This is a genomic window from Raoultibacter massiliensis (assembly GCF_900199545.1).
In the GTDB taxonomy this organism is placed as follows: Bacteria; Actinomycetota; Coriobacteriia; order Coriobacteriales; family Eggerthellaceae; genus Raoultibacter; species Raoultibacter massiliensis.
The window spans coordinates 2,035,465-2,051,001 of record NZ_LT962671.1 but is presented as its reverse complement, the minus strand read 5'-3'; the positions used below and the strand labels follow the sequence as shown (position 1 = coordinate 2,051,001).

12 protein-coding genes are annotated in these 15,537 nt (G+C 60.5%); 11 read left to right on the top strand and 1 reads right to left on the bottom strand.

Annotated elements, in window-relative coordinates; genetic code table 11:
* Position 1: 1 nt before the first annotated feature.
* Positions 2-598 carry a recombination mediator RecR gene (recR, locus tag C1719_RS13035; RefSeq protein ID WP_102375504.1) on the top strand — a complete coding sequence of 199 codons (597 nt, stop codon included), beginning with the start codon at positions 2-4 and terminating at the stop codon, positions 596-598.
* Between the two features lie 36 nt (positions 599-634).
* Here recR and C1719_RS13030 read toward each other — a convergent pair whose 3' ends face one another.
* A complete protein-coding gene (locus tag C1719_RS13030; RefSeq protein WP_102375503.1) occupies positions 635-829 on the bottom strand; it encodes a hypothetical protein in 195 nt (64 codons plus the stop codon).
* A gap of 1,676 nt (positions 830-2,505) precedes the next feature.
* Here C1719_RS13030 and C1719_RS13020 point away from each other — a divergent pair.
* The 10 genes from C1719_RS13020 to C1719_RS12970 all read left to right on the top strand — a co-directional run bounded on the left by C1719_RS13020 (position 2,506) and on the right by C1719_RS12970 (position 15,532).
* Positions 2,506-3,096 carry a VanZ family protein gene (locus C1719_RS13020; RefSeq protein WP_245874522.1) on the top strand — a complete coding sequence of 197 codons (591 nt, stop codon included), beginning with the start codon at positions 2,506-2,508 and terminating at the stop codon, positions 3,094-3,096.
* 242 nt (positions 3,097-3,338) lie between these two features.
* Positions 3,339-5,153: an adenine deaminase gene (gene ade, locus C1719_RS13015; protein ID WP_102375501.1), complete on the top strand. Its 1,815-nt coding sequence runs from the start codon at positions 3,339-3,341 to the stop codon at positions 5,151-5,153.
* Positions 5,154-5,603: 450 nt separating this feature from the next.
* On the top strand, positions 5,604-6,158 hold the full coding sequence (gene lepB / locus C1719_RS13010) for a signal peptidase I (RefSeq protein WP_245874582.1): 555 nt from the start codon (positions 5,604-5,606) through the stop codon (positions 6,156-6,158).
* Between the two features lie 14 nt (positions 6,159-6,172).
* A complete protein-coding gene (locus C1719_RS13005) occupies positions 6,173-7,390 on the top strand; it encodes a DUF7601 domain-containing protein (protein WP_102375499.1) in 1,218 nt (405 codons plus the stop codon).
* Positions 7,391-7,438: 48 nt separating this feature from the next.
* Positions 7,439-8,359, top strand: coding sequence for a class B sortase (srtB, locus tag C1719_RS13000; protein WP_102375498.1), 921 nt, complete (start codon positions 7,439-7,441; stop codon positions 8,357-8,359).
* Positions 8,356-9,090 (top strand): hypothetical protein, encoded by a 735-nt coding sequence (locus C1719_RS12995; RefSeq protein ID WP_102375497.1) that lies wholly within the window; start codon positions 8,356-8,358, stop codon positions 9,088-9,090. Before srtB ends, C1719_RS12995 begins: the two co-directional genes overlap by 4 nt.
* 1,062 nt (positions 9,091-10,152) lie before the next feature.
* On the top strand, positions 10,153-11,490 hold the full coding sequence (locus tag C1719_RS12985; protein WP_180963602.1) for a hypothetical protein: 1,338 nt from the start codon (positions 10,153-10,155) through the stop codon (positions 11,488-11,490).
* Between the two features lie 103 nt (positions 11,491-11,593).
* Entirely contained in the window at positions 11,594-12,928 is a 1,335-nt protein-coding gene (gene mobB, locus C1719_RS12980; RefSeq protein WP_245874521.1) for a molybdopterin-guanine dinucleotide biosynthesis protein B, read from the top strand.
* Between the two features lie 7 nt (positions 12,929-12,935).
* Complete coding sequence (locus tag C1719_RS12975) at positions 12,936-14,087, top strand: 4Fe-4S binding protein (RefSeq protein WP_102375494.1); 1,152 nt, start codon at positions 12,936-12,938, stop codon at positions 14,085-14,087.
* A gap of 131 nt (positions 14,088-14,218) precedes the next feature.
* On the top strand, positions 14,219-15,532 hold the full coding sequence (locus C1719_RS12970; protein WP_102375493.1) for a cytosine permease: 1,314 nt from the start codon (positions 14,219-14,221) through the stop codon (positions 15,530-15,532).
* The last annotated feature ends 5 nt before the right edge of the window (positions 15,533-15,537 follow it).

Below are 15,537 nucleotides of genomic sequence, written 5' to 3'. Positions count from 1 at the left end.
CGTGAACGCTGCGCCGTCCATACAGAAGCTGCTTGACGAACTCGAGCGACTGCCGGGCGTTGGCCCGAAGTCGGCGCAGCGCATCGCGTATTGGATTCTCAACACCGATAAGGCGACGGCCATGCGGTTGTCGGAGGCGATCGCCGAGGTGAAGGAAACCGTCCGATTCTGCTCCCGCTGCTTCAACTACGCCGAGGACGAACTCTGCGAGATCTGCGCTTCGCCAAAGCGCGATCAGGCGATAATCTGCGTGGTAAGCGAGCCGCGCGATATTCCGCCCATCGAGCGCACGGCGGCGTTTTCGGGCACCTATCACGTTCTGGGCGGTGCGCTTTCCCCCATGGAGGGGATCGGCCCCGACGATCTCCATATCGCTCCGCTGCTTTCGCGATTGGCGTCCGAAGAAGTGGGCGAAGTGCTGCTTGCCACCAATCCCAACGTTGAGGGCGAGACGACGGCGACGTACCTCGCTCGCCTCATCAAGCCGATGGGCATCAAGGTCACGCGTCTTGCGAGCGGCCTGCCCGTTGGCGGCGACCTCGAGTTCGCCGACGAGGTGACCCTCGGCCGCGCCATCGAAAGCAGGCGCACGCTGTAAGTGCGCGACGATCTGCGAGTTGTTTTTCGGCAGCCTCTATTCGAAGGCACGTTGCCGCTTGACTGCACGCTGACTTAAGCTCATGAAGGTGCTCTGCGTATTCGCTGCACCTTGCTGCGTTGCGGCGATTTGCGCCCGCACGAGCTTCCGGGCCGGCTCGACCGCATCGGCGTAGCTTTCGGAGAACGTGACGAGATAGCAGCTTGCAAGCGGATCGTGTTCGTAAGCCATAGCCTTGCCGCGTCTCTCCTCAAAACACACGCCGATCTGCCGATTTTCGCCGAAAAACACCGATCTGAAGGCGCGTGCCTGCAAGCTGGCGCCAAGCTTGGTTGCAACCTTGGAAAGGGCCAGGCCAAAGGCTTGTGCGATAGCCGCCTTAAGCGGTGCTTCCTCGGTGAGCCTCGCCAGCGTATCCAGGTGAGGAAAATCTCTTCAGATCGGTTCTTTTCGGCAGAAATATCGATTTTGGTTCACGAAAAAGGTGAACCCTCATGCTGGTCGGTCTGTCGGATGGCGGATTTTCTGGCCGCGGGGTGCGCTGCAGGGCGGTTGCCTGGTTGCTTGACACATCGCAAGGCGCGTCCCCCGATTGTCTGACACGCCATGGGGCGAGCTGTCTGGTCGTTTGGCGCATCACGGGGCGGGTTGCCTTCGTTTGCGTGGGCGGTGGATTCCCGCCGCTGACCACGGTGACGTTCGGGCAATAAAACGGGCGGTGAATGCTCACCGCCCCTGAAAGCGTTTCGGCAAAGATGAAAGATCCTGCCCCCTCCAAAAAACAGAATCCTTATCTTTGCCGAAACTCGTTGAAGTGTTTCCTTCATTAACGCAGCCGTTATTATACAACGTTTGCCACAAGAACAATAGACTTTTTTCAACTTTAGGTAAAGCGCCTGGTGAAATAGTTGAACAGGGTCTCTCTATCGTTGAAGAAGCGATCGGAGTGGCCTTCGGGTGTCTTTCTGGACGGCGTGTTCGCCGTTTGGGTTTGCGCGGGAAAAGACGGGTTCGGGTACAGGTATTTGCGGTTCGGGCTCTTGCCGATAGAGGTGCTGATGGCCGTTTGCGTGGGAGCTTCTGAAAACGCTAGGTCAAGAGTTCGGCTTTGGAAGCGTCCTCTTGGGGGAGGGTTGCTTGTTGCGCGATTCGGCTTTCGCAGGCATTTTCGGCGCCCAATCCGCAATTTTCTGTCTCGAGATCAAGGCTTTTCTGCGCGGAACGGATTGTCGGCAATAGTCTGCGCCCAAAGCGATGCGGGCGCGGCTTACGTGAGGAATGGCGCAGTTCGCGTTGGGCTGGTGGTGCGGGTTGTGCCCAGGGTGCGCGCGGCTTGGTGGGAGGTTGGAACGAGGGGCCTGCGCGCCGTTGATTTCGTATCGAAATGGCTGCTCGTGAGAAAAAATGCTGTCTGGGTACAGATTATTTCGGTTTTGTACGCTCTTTTCGCTCGGGCTGTTCTGCTTTTTACCATCGAGGAAAAGGGTAAATCGGTAAGGTCGGAAGGGTACCTGGTCGATGGGTTTCCTGTCAGCATGTTTGCGATTCTCAGGGCGGAGCGGTAGGCCCCGAGCATGCAAAACCGAAATAATCTGCACCAAGGTCGTCTTTTTTCTCACGAACGGGATGGTGGCAGGCTGACGTTCGCTTATGCAGGCGAGCTGGAGGTGGCAGGCTGACGTTCGCTTATGCAGGCGAGCCGGAGGTGGCCGGGCGCTTCGGTTGCGCGGGCGGTTTGCCGGGCATCGGTTGCTGGAATGACCTGCCGGTAGCTGAGTATCTGGTTGTGCGAATGGCCTGCCTCCGTCTGGATGCTTGCTCGGGGATGATTTGGCAATGCTGGCGCTTGATTGCCAAGCGGCGTTGGCCGGCCGTTTGGACCAAAGCGCTGTGGTAAGCTTTATCCCATGAAGATGAAAAACGACATACGGTCTGCAGGCGCTTCCGATGGCGACTTCGGACATGTTGTCGCGGGCGATTCGGGCAACGGCGCTACGGGCGTTGGTGGGGATGCTGCGGGTGACGCTGTCGATGGCGGCATGGGCGAGGGTGCGTCTCGCGCCGGTCGTTTCCGGCGCGCACGCATCGTCAGCTGGGCGCTTGTCGTCCTCTGGGCGGGCCTCATCTTCCTCATGTCGGCGAATACGGGATCGAACCTCAACAACGACCTGGGATTTTTCTCGAGTATCTACCAAGCGCTCAAAGACGTGCAGGCGCAGTTGCTCGGCCCCGATGCCGACGCCATCAACTCGATCGCTCATTTCTGCGAGTACGCCGTCTTCGGCGCGCTGCTTGCAAACGCGCTGCGGTTCCATATGCCGCTGCGTCGCGCGTGCATCGTGGCGCTGGTTTGCGCGAGCGCCTATGGGGCAACCGACGAATTCCACCAGTACTTCGTGCCGGAGCGCATGTGCGATCCCGTCGACTGGGCGGTGGACACGCTCGGCGGCGCGCTCGGTTCGGCGTTGGCGTTCGCGGTGCTTCGCAAACGGAGCTAGACCTTCGCCTGCGTCGGCGGCCCGACGCTTCGCCGGCGTCGACGACATTTGGGCGACCGTCTGAATGCCGTGCGCCTTGCTTGCTCGATGCTCCCCCCCCCCGGGGGGGGGCGATTCCTGCGCGACGCATCTGCGGTCTGTCGAGAAGATGGGCGAGCGCGCATTCTCATTGACGAATCGCCCGCGCTCGCGTAGCGTTCGGGGTATCGGATTTCGAACCACTTCGAGCGAAAGAGGCTGCCATGATCAATCGTTTTTGCAAGCATCAACTGTGGGAAGTCGCGCCGACGCTTTCGGCGGTCGCGCAGGGCATTCAACCTGCTGAAACGGTTATCAAGAACGCAAAGCTCATCAACGTGTGCACAGCTGAGATCCAGGAGGGCATAGATGTTGCCATTGCCAAGGGGCGCATTGCCTACGTGGGCGAAAACGCCGATCACTGCATCGGCGACGAGACGACGGTGATCAAGGCCGATGGGTCCTATATCGCCCCCGGCTTCTTGGACGGGCACATTCACGTGGAGTCTTCGATGCTCGGCGTGGCCGAGTATGCGCGCGCAACGGTGGCGCACGGCACGACGGGCATCTACATGGACCCGCACGAAATCTGCAACGTGCTCGGGCTCGATGGCGTAAGGATCATGGACGAGGATGCGCGCCGCGTTCCTCTGAAAACGATGATAACCACCCCTTCGTGCGTGCCTGCCGTGCCTGGGTTCGAGGATACCGGCTCGGCCATCGGTCCCGATGACATCGCTGAAACCATGACGTGGGATAGCGTTGTTGGCCTCGGTGAGATGATGAACTTCCCGGGCATTCTTTCGGGCTCCGAGCACGCGCACGGCGAAGTGGCCGAAACGCTTAAGGCGGGTTATTCCGTCACGGGTCACTATTCGCTTCCCGAAACCGATCGCGGCTTGAACGCTTACATTGCATCCGGCATCTGCTGCTGCCATGAATCGACGCGCGCGGAAGATGCGCTCGAGAAGATGCGTCGCGGCATGTACGCGATGATGCGCGAGGGAAGCGCCTGGCACGATCTTGCCGCACTCGCCCCCGTGGTAGCCGAAGGCAAGGTCGACAGCCGTTTCGCCGTGCTCGTATCTGACGACAACCATCCCAACACGCTTGTTGAGAAGGGTCATCTCGACTACTTGATCAGGCGTGCGATGGAGGAGGGTATCGATGCCGTTACCGCCATCCAGATGTGCACCATCAACTGTGCGACCTGCTTCAAGATGAACGACGATTTGGGCAGCATCGCGCCGGGCAAGTGCGCCGACATCGTGTTCCTCAAGGACCTCGATAGCATAGAGGTTGCCCGCGTGCTGATTGATGGCGAAGTGGTGGCCGAGAACGGACGGGTTCTGTTTGCGCCCGAGCCATTCGAGTACCCTGAGTGGGCGGTGCACTCCGTCCATGTCAAAGACGCCATCACGTCCGCTTCGTTCGCCATCGCCCCGCAGGGGCTTGCTGCCGACGCGGCCGAGGCGAAGGTGCGCGTGATCGGCGTTATGGGCGGCCGCGTCGACGATGAGGAGCGCCACCTGACGGTTCCCGCGCACGACGGCCTCATCGAGAGCGACGTCGAGGCGGACATCCTCAAGACGTTCGTGTTCGAACGCCACCACGAGACGGGCACGTTCGGCTACGGCCTCACCCAGGGGTTCGGCATCAAGCGGGGCGCAATGGCTTCGACCGTCGCGCACGACGCGCACAACCTGCTCGTGGTCGGCACGAACGACGAGGATATGGCGATGGCCGCCAATACCCTGATCGAATCCGACGGCGGCATGGTTGTTGTGGCAGATGGCGAAGTGCTCGGTCACGTGCCGTTGCCGGTTGCGGGCCTCATGAGCGAAAAGCCCGCCGAAGAGGTGAGTGCGCTTGTCGGCCGCCTCGAAGAGGCGTGGGCCGAAATCGGCTGCACCATGCCTTCGCCGTTCATGACGATGGCGCTCATCCCGCTTGCGTGCCTGCCCGATCTGCGCCTGACGAACCGGGGCCTTGTCGACTGCAATACGTTCTCGTTCGTAGATCTGCTGGTAGAGGAGTAGCTCGGCTGCCGTGCGCGGGCGCCCCGGGGCGCCCGCGCAAGCCGAGGAGCCCGATCGAAAGAGCAACTCTGTCCCTATGCGAGACGTCCTTCCTTTGCGAGCAAGACCCTGCGGGGCCTGCTTCAGACGAGTGCGCTTCCGTAAGCGCACGATAAGGCGCGTGCGGGGGCTTCTGCGAAACAACCGCGCTGCATACTGAACGAAGGCGGATCGACATCCCGATCCGCCTTCGCCTTTCTGCAACGCAAAGCCTTCCCCTCACAGATAATTCATAAGAACTTCAATAACGCTAAGACTCTGAACTGGGAATATATCTACAATTATCACCGCTACAGTAGGATTTGTGGAGTCGGCCGATCCACTATGTAATAAAATACCGAATTCGAGTACACTGAGTGACCTTGAATAGGTAATAAGTTTATTAATTATGCAGGTGCCCCTTTGCAAACGGTGGTTGCGGGCATCGTGGAAGCGATAGATAGGGTGGCGGTGGCCGAGACGAGCAAAAAGCCCAACAAGCTCTTGCTGGAGATCTTGTATCTGGTGATCAAAATCGCCGTTGTGGTTCTGCTGTTCGCGCTGGCGTTCACCTTCGCGTTCGGTATAGAGAAGGCGGAGGACAACTCGATGGCTCCGTCTTTCAAGGGGGGCGATCTGGCTCTGTTCTCCCGTTTCGATGATTCCTTCGTTTCAAGCGACGTCGTCGTCATCGACTACGAAGGCGATGCCCAGCTGCGCCGCGTCGTCGCCGTGGCGGGAGATACCGTCGACATCACAAGCGATGGCCTGGTGGTCAACGGCGCCCTCCAGCAGGAGCAGAACGTCCACACGGACACGCTGCTTTACGAAGGGGGAGTGACGCTTCCCCTTACCCTCAAGGAAAACGAGGTGTTCGTCTTGGGCGATAACCGTCTCGAGTCTCTCGATAGTCGCATGTACGGTCCGGTCGATACAAGCATCATTGCCGGTAAAGCCATATTCGTTGGAAGAACGAAAAATCTATGAGGAAAGGTGAAGGCATGGAAACTGCAAGAAAGAAGAACGGGGTAATCGCTATCGCGATGGCGGCCCTGCTGTCGCTCGGGCTGCTGCTCGGCGGCGTATCGAGCGCGTTTGCGGCCGATATCCCGAAAGACGGCGGCAGCTCAAGCGAGACGATCACGGGGGTGTTCGGCTCCGGGGCGACCATAACCAAAAAGCTGATGATCGCTCCTAACGTCGAGGCGCCGGATGCGGGATTCGCGTTCGATGTGGCGCTGAAAAGCGTGTCCGATCATGCCGATAGCGAGGTTTCGACCAACGCTGCGTACGATTCGGTGCGCTCGTGGTCGACCGCTGCGGTCAACTTCGCCGGGATGAAAAACACCACCGGCGATAGCATGATGAAGCAGACGTCCGCCAACATCCCCGCTGCAACTGCGTTTCCGCATGCCGGCGTGTACACCTACCAGGTGACCGAGAAGGCGGTAAGCGCATTGGGAGTGACCAGCTCGGGCGAAAACTACACGATGAACGTATACGTGAAAAACGGCGCATCCACCCTCGAGGTGTATGCAGTGACCGTCATCCTGACATCGGATATCGGCGACGACAACAAGAAGGTCGATCCCGAGCCCGGCGACGACAACGGCTTTATCTTCGTTAACAGCTATACGCCGACGACCACGCTGTCGGTTCAGAAAACCACCGACGGCGATTTCGCGGATAGGACGCTCTCGTTCGGATACACCGTAACGATCACGACCCCCTCGAACACTCCGGCGAATTCCGAGATCCGCTACATCAAAAACGGCGATCCGGCCGACAGCGGTGCGACGGTGGAGCCCATAGGTCCGGGTGCTACCACCAAGACGGTGACGATGGACCTCAAGCACGAAGATGCGATCAACTTCTCCGGCCTTCCCGCCGGCACCGTCTACACCGTGACCGAGGCGCAGAACCCGAACTACCGGCTTACGGCGAGCGTTACCGAGGGCGGTACGGGAGCGAGCAACGTGACGGTTGAAAGCGGCAGCGTAACCGTTGGCGACTCCCGCCCTGTTTCGACCAACCTTGTTGCCACCACCGGCACCGGCGAGAAGCCGAACGTCACCGCCGTGACGGGTACGTACCGTGCGATCGAGATTACCGGACTTGTCACCGAGAACCTGCCGTTCATCCTCATCGGCGCAGCGGCTATCGGAGGCTTGGCGTTCTTCTTGGTCAGCCGCGTCCGTCGTGCGAACGAAGAAGACTAACCGCCAAAAATCCGTCCGAGCGATCGTCGGAAAGCGAAACAGAACGCTATGAGCAGTAAAAACGATACAAGCAGCGCGATCGGCCTTAAGGCCATCCGCACTCTGGACAAGATCGTGGACAACGTCTTGCTGGTCGCGCTCGTCATCGTCTTGCTCTTCAGCGTCTACATCGTATACGACAACAGGCAGACGGTGCAGACCGCGAGTGCGTCGAGCTTCGAGCAGTACCGGCCGAGCGAAGAAGAGTCATTTGCCGGGCTCGTCAGCGAAAACGACGAAGTGTTCGGATGGGTGAGCGTATACGGAACGGGCATCGACTACCCGATCGCCCAAGGCGAGAACAACTACAAGTACGTGAGCACCGACGTGCGCAACAAGCCGTCGCTTGCGGGGAGCATTTTCCTCGACGCGAAGAACGATCGGGCGTTTACCGATTTCAACAGCATCATCTACGGGCACCACATGGCGGAAAGCGCCATGTTCGGCGACATCGACAAGTTCGGTGCAACCGAGTACTTGGAAGAACATGCCTACGGCGAGCTGTACACGGCGGTTACCGACACCTATTACGGCGTCGAATTCTTCGCCTACGTCATGGGCGACGCCTATGATTGGAAACTGTACGATCCGGCAATCGCGGGCGAGGCCGAAGCGCAGGCGTATGTGGACTACCTCGATTCGATTGCGGTCGCATCCCGCGATGTGGATGTGTCGGCGAGCGACAGGATCGTGCTTTTGAGCACGTGCGCGTCGGAGCCGACGAACGGAAGGCACGTGATCGTCGGCAAGCTGACAGACGAGCGGTTCGAAAACACGTTCGGAACCGAGCGGGCGGACCAAAGCGGGCTCGCAAGGATCGATGCGCTAAGCAACGTTTCGCTGGTCGTCGTCTCCCTGATCGTGATAGTGCTTGCCTCGGTACTGGTATACGTGCTCAAAAGAAGGAAGGATGCAATTACGGCTCCATGATGCGGTTCGGCGTCCATAGGCAACACGGCAGGAAGCGCATCGCTGCGCTTGCGGCGTCGTGCGTCGTCGTCGCGGTGGCGCTGCTGGGCTTTCCGCCACACTCGTTTGCCGATGCCGATCGAACGGGAGCGCTCGAGCTGACGGTGTCCCAGGAGGTGAGGGGGCGCGCAGCCGATGCAGACGTAACGGTGCGCTATGAGCTCCGTGCGGACGATCCGGGCTCGCCCATGCCCGACTCGTCGCCGGCATACGGGTTTTCGCTAACGAACGACCAGACGCTGGTTCTTCCTGCGATTCGGTTTCAGTCAACGGGCACTTACACGTATGCGCTTGACGCGATCTCGGCTGCAGGCGGGGCTTCGGGCGTCGAACTCGACGCGAATCGCTATACGATAGCGGTTCACGTCGTCGATCACGGGATCATCGGCGTCGAGATGCAGCCGATCTTCAAAGACGCCGACGGGTACAAGACCGCATCCCTTCGTTTCGCGCACACTGCACCGGCGGCACCGGTCGACCCGGCTGATCCGATCGGTCCGGAAGGCTCGGCGAGCCCGGGCGACCCGATCGGCTCAATCGGAATCGGATCGTTCGCGCCGAAAACGGGAGACCAGATCGTCGCCGCTTCGTTGCTGTTGCTTTTATTGCTGGCGGCGGCAGCGGTGGCGGCATCGGAAGTCCATCGCAGGAGAAAGCGAGGTGAGGGCCATGGCGACAGCGTGCAACATTAGGAAAGCGGCAGTGCGGTTTTTGGCGGTCGTGCTCTCCGCGTGCCTTCTGACGCTGAGCGTTCCCTTCACGGGTGTGGCGGAGAATTCGGCGGCTTCGCCGATGGCGATCGGCTCTTTTGCGGCTCAAACGGCAAGCGGCCAAGGAGAAGCCGGCGAACCGTTGGATCCCGAGGGCGAAACGGCGGCTCCCGTTGGTGATGAGTCGGAAGGCGCCGACCCCGAAATCGACCCTGAGATGTCTGAGGTGCCTGAGGTGCCCGAGACGCCTGAGACGCCTGAAGAACCCGAGGCGGTTCCCCAGGGCGATATCATACCGCTTGCCGCCGTATCGGTGGGAACCTACCAAGAACTGGTGAACGCCATCTACTCCGCCACCACCGTAGACATTACCGTGACCAAAAACATCGTACTCGAAAACACCTTGTGGATTTCGGGGCGGACCGTCAGCATCACCAGCGCGCCCGGCGTTACCCTGTCCTTGAGCAACGCAAGTCCCTTCAACGCCACGCCCTCCGATTCAAGCGTTGGCCGCCACTTCGGCGTCAACGAAGCGGGAAGCCTGACCATTGCCAATCTCGTCTTAGACGGCACGGGGGCAAAGGGCAACGCGGGGGGCATTTACACCGCTGACGGCGCAACGCTCAGCTTGACGAACGTCACGGTTAAAAATTGCGCCAGCAATGCCGAAGGCGGGTCCATCCGTGCGGACGGATCAACCGTTACCTTGACTAATTCGACGATCACCAACAGTGCCAGCAAGGCTTCGGCTGGCGGAGGCATCTGGGCGCAGAACACCGCGCTGAACCTGATCGGTGCCACCATCAGCTACGCTACGGCCGCGCAGAACGGCGGAGGCATCTGGGCTTTCGGCGGCACGACGCGTTTGGGCGGCTCTCTTGCCAGCACTGTAGCCAACTGCACCTCCGGTGGAAACGGCGGCGGCATTGGGGTGCAGAACGGCAAGGTCACGTTAGACAGCTCTCCGGGAAGCTCCGTCCTCGATACCAGCGCGGCAAACTACGGCGGGGGATATTCGCCGACTGGAGCGGCAGTACCGTTGTCGTGGCTTCCGGCTCTCGAATCGACGGCGGCAAGGCGCCTCATGGCGGGGGCATCTTTGCGGGCGATGCGAAAATCGAACTCTCAGGCTCGATTTCCAACAGCCATTCCGGATACGGCGGATGGGGCGGAAACGGCGGGGGCATCTACCTCGGCGGCTTTGCCGGCTTGAAGATGTCGGGTGGAGCCTCTATCGCCGGTTGCTCTGCCGGCATCAACGGCAACTCCGATAACGGCGATGCGGGCATGGGCGGTGCGATCTACCTGCAGCCGACGGCGAGTGCCAGCATCGCGAACGCGACGCTTTCGAACAACGCCGCCACGTACTACGGCGGAGCTGTCTTCACTACCAACTACAGTGGTCTTTCAACGGATGCAACGGTATCGTTCTCGGGCAACACGGCGCGCTTCTACCGCGTTCCCGCCGACGCCGTCATCGATGATCGGGGCGTCTACCCCTGCACGATTGCGGGGGCGATATCGGTTTCCGGCGGCGATTTCGATGGCAGGATGTCGCCGCTCAACAACTACGACATCAGCTACTTCAGCTACAAGGTGACCTACAAGCCGAACGGCGCAACGAACACGTCCGACGCCTACTCGGTCCATACCGAAATACCCTTTTCGTATCTGAACGAGTCTGGTGCGAAGGTATACACGATGCTCGACAACCCGAACCCGAAGTTCACCTTCGAGAAAGAAGGCTCGAAGTTCGCGCTCTGGGCGAACGCCGAAGTGTATGCGCCGGTGGCGGGGGCGGGATGGTTCACGGCGCTTGAGCCCGGCGACGGCATCGAGCTGTACAGTTGGGATTTCAAGTCCGATACCTACCCCGAGCGGGTGTACAGCGCCTTGTGGCAGAAGGAGATCGTCGTTACCAGCCAGGTGGCCGGCGACTTCGTCGACAAGACGAAGAAGTATACCGTCACGGTGTCGTCGCACGAAGTGTGGACGGCCGAGGGGCAACCGCCTGCGCTTATCAGCTCGCAAACCTACACGCTCGACGGCGGGCAGTCATCGGGCGTGTTCACGTTTTACGACGATTCGACGGTTACGATAGAGGAGGACGTGTCCTCGCTTTCAAGCAACTACACCATCTCCCACCGGCTTGACAGCAGGCCGGCAGAGGAGGGCTCAATCTGGAGCGGGAAGATCGCGGGGGTTCCTGCTGACGGTTCCTTCCCGATACGGCATGCGTTCACGTTTGCAAACGAGTATCGAAACCCTCCGGTAACCGGTGTCGAAGACGAGTTTCCGGCTCTGGCGTTCGCGCTCGGCGCCGGCGTGCTGATCGCCCTCGTGGCAGGCGCGTCCTATCTGAGAAAGCGGTTTCGAGACTGAGCGGCACGCTGTGTTCGAAAACACGCTGCGCCGCTCTTGCAAAAGGGTTCTCTGCCGGGCTCGCAATGGTATACTCTCCCTGAACGAAGAGGAAGGCATGGCCATGGCTGTAGAGGTACCGAGTCCCGCCGTATCGATCGTAGGGCGGCACAATTCCGGAAAGACCACGCTCATCGAGCGGGTTATCGCCGAGCTCGTCGCGCGCGGGCATGACGTGGGCAGCGTGAAGCACCACAGCCACGTCGGCTTCGACATCGATTATCCGGGCAAGGATTCCTATCGCCATCGAGCTGCCGGTGCTTCCGAGACGGTCATCGCGGCTCCCGGCCAAATGGCGCGCATCAAGACCGTCGAAGGCGAGGTGGAGTGCGACGAGATCCTGCGCACCATGCCCGGTCACGATATCGTCATTGTCGAGGGGTACCGCAAAAGCGGCCTTCCCACCATCGAGATCATGCGCTCGGGCAACGATGCCGATGCGCGCGTAGCCCAGGTGTTCGCCGAGGGCGCACGTCTCGGCTGGCCGCTCGGCACCGATTTCACGCAGATGACGCGCGGTATGGTGCCGGTCGACGAGCACGACGGCGACGAGATTCCCATGCACGGCGAGGGCGACAACCCCGTTACGGAGCATTTTCCGACCCAGGCGCCGGACTACGATGACATATCCAACAAGCTGCCGATGGCCGGTACGGAGGCCATCGTAACCGATATCCCCGATGCCGCGGAGGCTGCGAAAATCTATGGCATTCCCGCCTTCGCCCTCGACGATGTTGCGGGTTTGGCCGAATTCATCGAGATGACCTATGTTCGGCCCCGACTGACCGTTGTCATCCAGGCTGGTGGCGAAAGCCGCCGCATGGGCCGCAGCAAGGCGACGGTCCCGTTTTTGGGTCGTCCGCTGATCTGCCGTTTGGTCGAGCGGCTGGGACCCGTAGCCGACGATCTGATCATCACTACGAACGAGCCCGACAATCTGGTGTTTCTCCATAGCGAGTTTCCCGATCTGCGCATTCAGCTCGTATGCGATGCAGCCGACTATCGCGGTGCGCTGCCCGGCCTCTACACGGCTTTGCAGGCAGCGCGCAACCCCTATGTTGCCATCGTGGCTTGCGATATGGTGTTCGCTTCTGCCGCGCTTGTCGTTGCCGAAGCGCTGGAGATGAAGCGCACCGGAGCCGACGTGGTGGTTCCTGCGAACAAGCACGGCTACGAGCCGTTCCATGCCATGTACAACCGCATGGGATGTTTGCCCGCCGTGCGCAAAGCCCTCTCGCGCGGCGACCGTCGTGCTCAATCTTTCTTCGACGACGTGAACGTGCAGGAGCTTCCGCAGTCGAAGGTTTTGGAAGTCGAGCCTATGGGAGGCTGCTTCGTGAACGTCAACACGCCCGAAGAGCTTGCCGCCGTTGAGGCGACGCTCTCGGAAAAGGAATAGAGTCTGCATGCCCAATCTGAACGATATCGTAGAAATAGCCGAATCGCTTGAAAGCAAGGCGGTGTTCGCGGCTGAAGAGCGGTGCGTTGTGGTGCGCAACCGCAACGCGAAGTGCCGCAAGTGCGTCGAGGCATGCCAGGCGGGGGCGCTCGAAGTCGGCAATAACCGCCTGACCTACCATGCGCGCGCCTGCGTTTCATGCGGAGCCTGCACGGTGGTCTGTCCGACCGAAGCGCTCATTCCGATGAGGCCGCTTGACGAGGACCTGGCTACGGCGATCACGCAAGCCTGCGTGCTTGCCGATGGCATGGCGGTGTTTTCGTGTGCTCGCGCCGCGTCCAAGCGCAAGGCCGATCCCGATCGGTTTGCCGAGGTGCCCTGTTTGGCGCGCATGGAGGAGAGCGTGCTCATGAAGCTTGCCTCGTGCGGGGTTTCGCGCCTCGTGCTTGTGGATGGCACTTGCAAAACCTGCAAATACCGCGCATGCAATCCCGGCATCGACGCGACGGTCGCTTCTGTCAACGGGCTGCTCGAGGCCGAGGGCATCGAGCTTCGCGTGGAGCGCATGTCGGAATACCCCGAAGAGCTTCTCGTCGAGGAGACGACGGGGTTGTTCGGCGTATCGCGGAGGGGGTTTTTCACGCAGGCGAAGGATGTGGCGAAGGATGCGGCCGAAAAAGCCGCGGTCACGGCGCTCAAGAAAGAGCTCGAGAAGAAGGCGCCCTCGCTGCGCGATCGGCTCAAGATGTCAGATAAGGGATCGCTTCCGCAGTTCAACGCCGTGCGGCGCATGCGCGTGCTCGATTCGATGGATTCTATCGGTATGCCGATCGTTCCCGAGATCGAAACGCGGCTCTGGGGCAATGTCGAGATAGACGACAAAAAATGCTCGTCGTGCTTCATGTGCACGACGTTCTGCCCGACCGGAGCGCTCAAGAAGAGCGAGTTCGAGGCCGAGGATGGAAAAACGCGCTACCTCGAGTTCTCGGCGGCTGATTGCGTGCAGTGCCGCATGTGCGAGGATATCTGTCTCAAATCGTGCATTACGGTTTCCGACGTGGTTTCGACCGAGGAGCTGTTCGACTTCGAGCCGCGCATGATCGAACTGCCTGAACCGCCGAAGAAGGCGGGTATCATCTCGAACCTCAAGCGGCGCTAGGACGGGGCGGTGTCGGTTGTTGCCCTTGCGCTGGAATCAAGGTGGAATTGCCGATTGCGACGGTTCCGCACGCGTGTTGATCGGTCGGCTTGCGTCGCATGTGCGGACAAAAGCCTAAAGAAGGAGGATCGATGGAAGCCAAGCAGGGCCTTGACGGCTCCATGCTGCAATTGCAGGTAAAGGATTCGGAGCGGAAGGGTTTTTTCTCGATCGCGCCCGTGCCCATCGGCAACATGTTCAGCGCTTCGGCTTTGCTTGTGGGGGCGACGCTCGGGGCGGGGCTTTCCCTTGCCGATAGCCTGCTCGCCATCGTATTCGGCTTCGGTTTCGTGATGTGCTACATGTGTCTGGTGGTCGTGGAGGCTGCCGATACGGGGCTTCCTACGGCGGCATTTGCGGGCGCCGCACTCGGCAAGGCGGGCGCGCGCTACCTCGTTGCGATCATCGTGGGCGTCGCGTGCCTTGGCTGGTTCGGCATCCAGGCGGCCGTGTGCGGCGCTTCCTTCTCGCTTATGATGAACGATCTGGCAGGTATCGACGTGCCCGTCTGGGTTTCGACGGTTTTCTGGGGCGCCGTCATGGTGGTGACGGCGGTTTACGGATTCAACGGCCTGCGCTACCTCGGCTACGTTGCCGCCCCGCTGCTTGCGATCATCTGCCTGTACGGCACGGTTGCTTCGGTGTCTTCGGGGCAGGGGATCGGGTATCTGCTTTCGTACGTTCCTGCGCCCGATGCCGCCATCGGCCTTGTTGCGGGTGTGAATTTCGCCATCGGGCTCATCGCCATGCTGGGCACGACGGCGGGCGATTTCATCAGGTATGCGCGAGATCGCAAAACCGCCGTGCTCACGTGCCTTGCAGGGCTTCTTCCTGCGGGCATCGTGGTTCTCATGATGGGCGCGGTCATGTCGATTTCCACGGGGGAGGCGAACATCGCCGTCATCATGGCGTCGTTCGGGCTGCCCGCCGTAGGGCTTGTCGCGCTCGTGCTTTCCACCTGGACGGTCAACGCGAGTAACGTGTATTCGGCGGGGCTCGGTTTTTCGGTCATGCTCGGCCGCGAAACCGATAACCGCAAATCAACCACGGCGGTTGCGGGGCTTATCGGCATCGCGTTCGCAGCCGCGGGCATCCTCGATCACCTCACGGTTTTTCTCAACGTTCTTTCGGCTTGCGCGCCCGCCCTTGCGGGTGCGATGATCGCCGATTACTGGATCGTCAATCGCGGCGACAAGAGCCGCTTTTGCATTCGGCCGGGCTTTCGGGCTTGCGGCATCGCAGCTTTTGCGGCCGGTACGCTGGCGGCGCTCGTTACAGGCGGCACGTTCGGCATGATTCCCGCGCTTGCGTTTCTCGACGTGCCGTTTTTCATCGGACCCGTGAACGGGATACTCGTGTCGATTGCCATGTTCGTAGTCGTTCGGCGTCTGGTAGAGGTAAGATAGAGCCC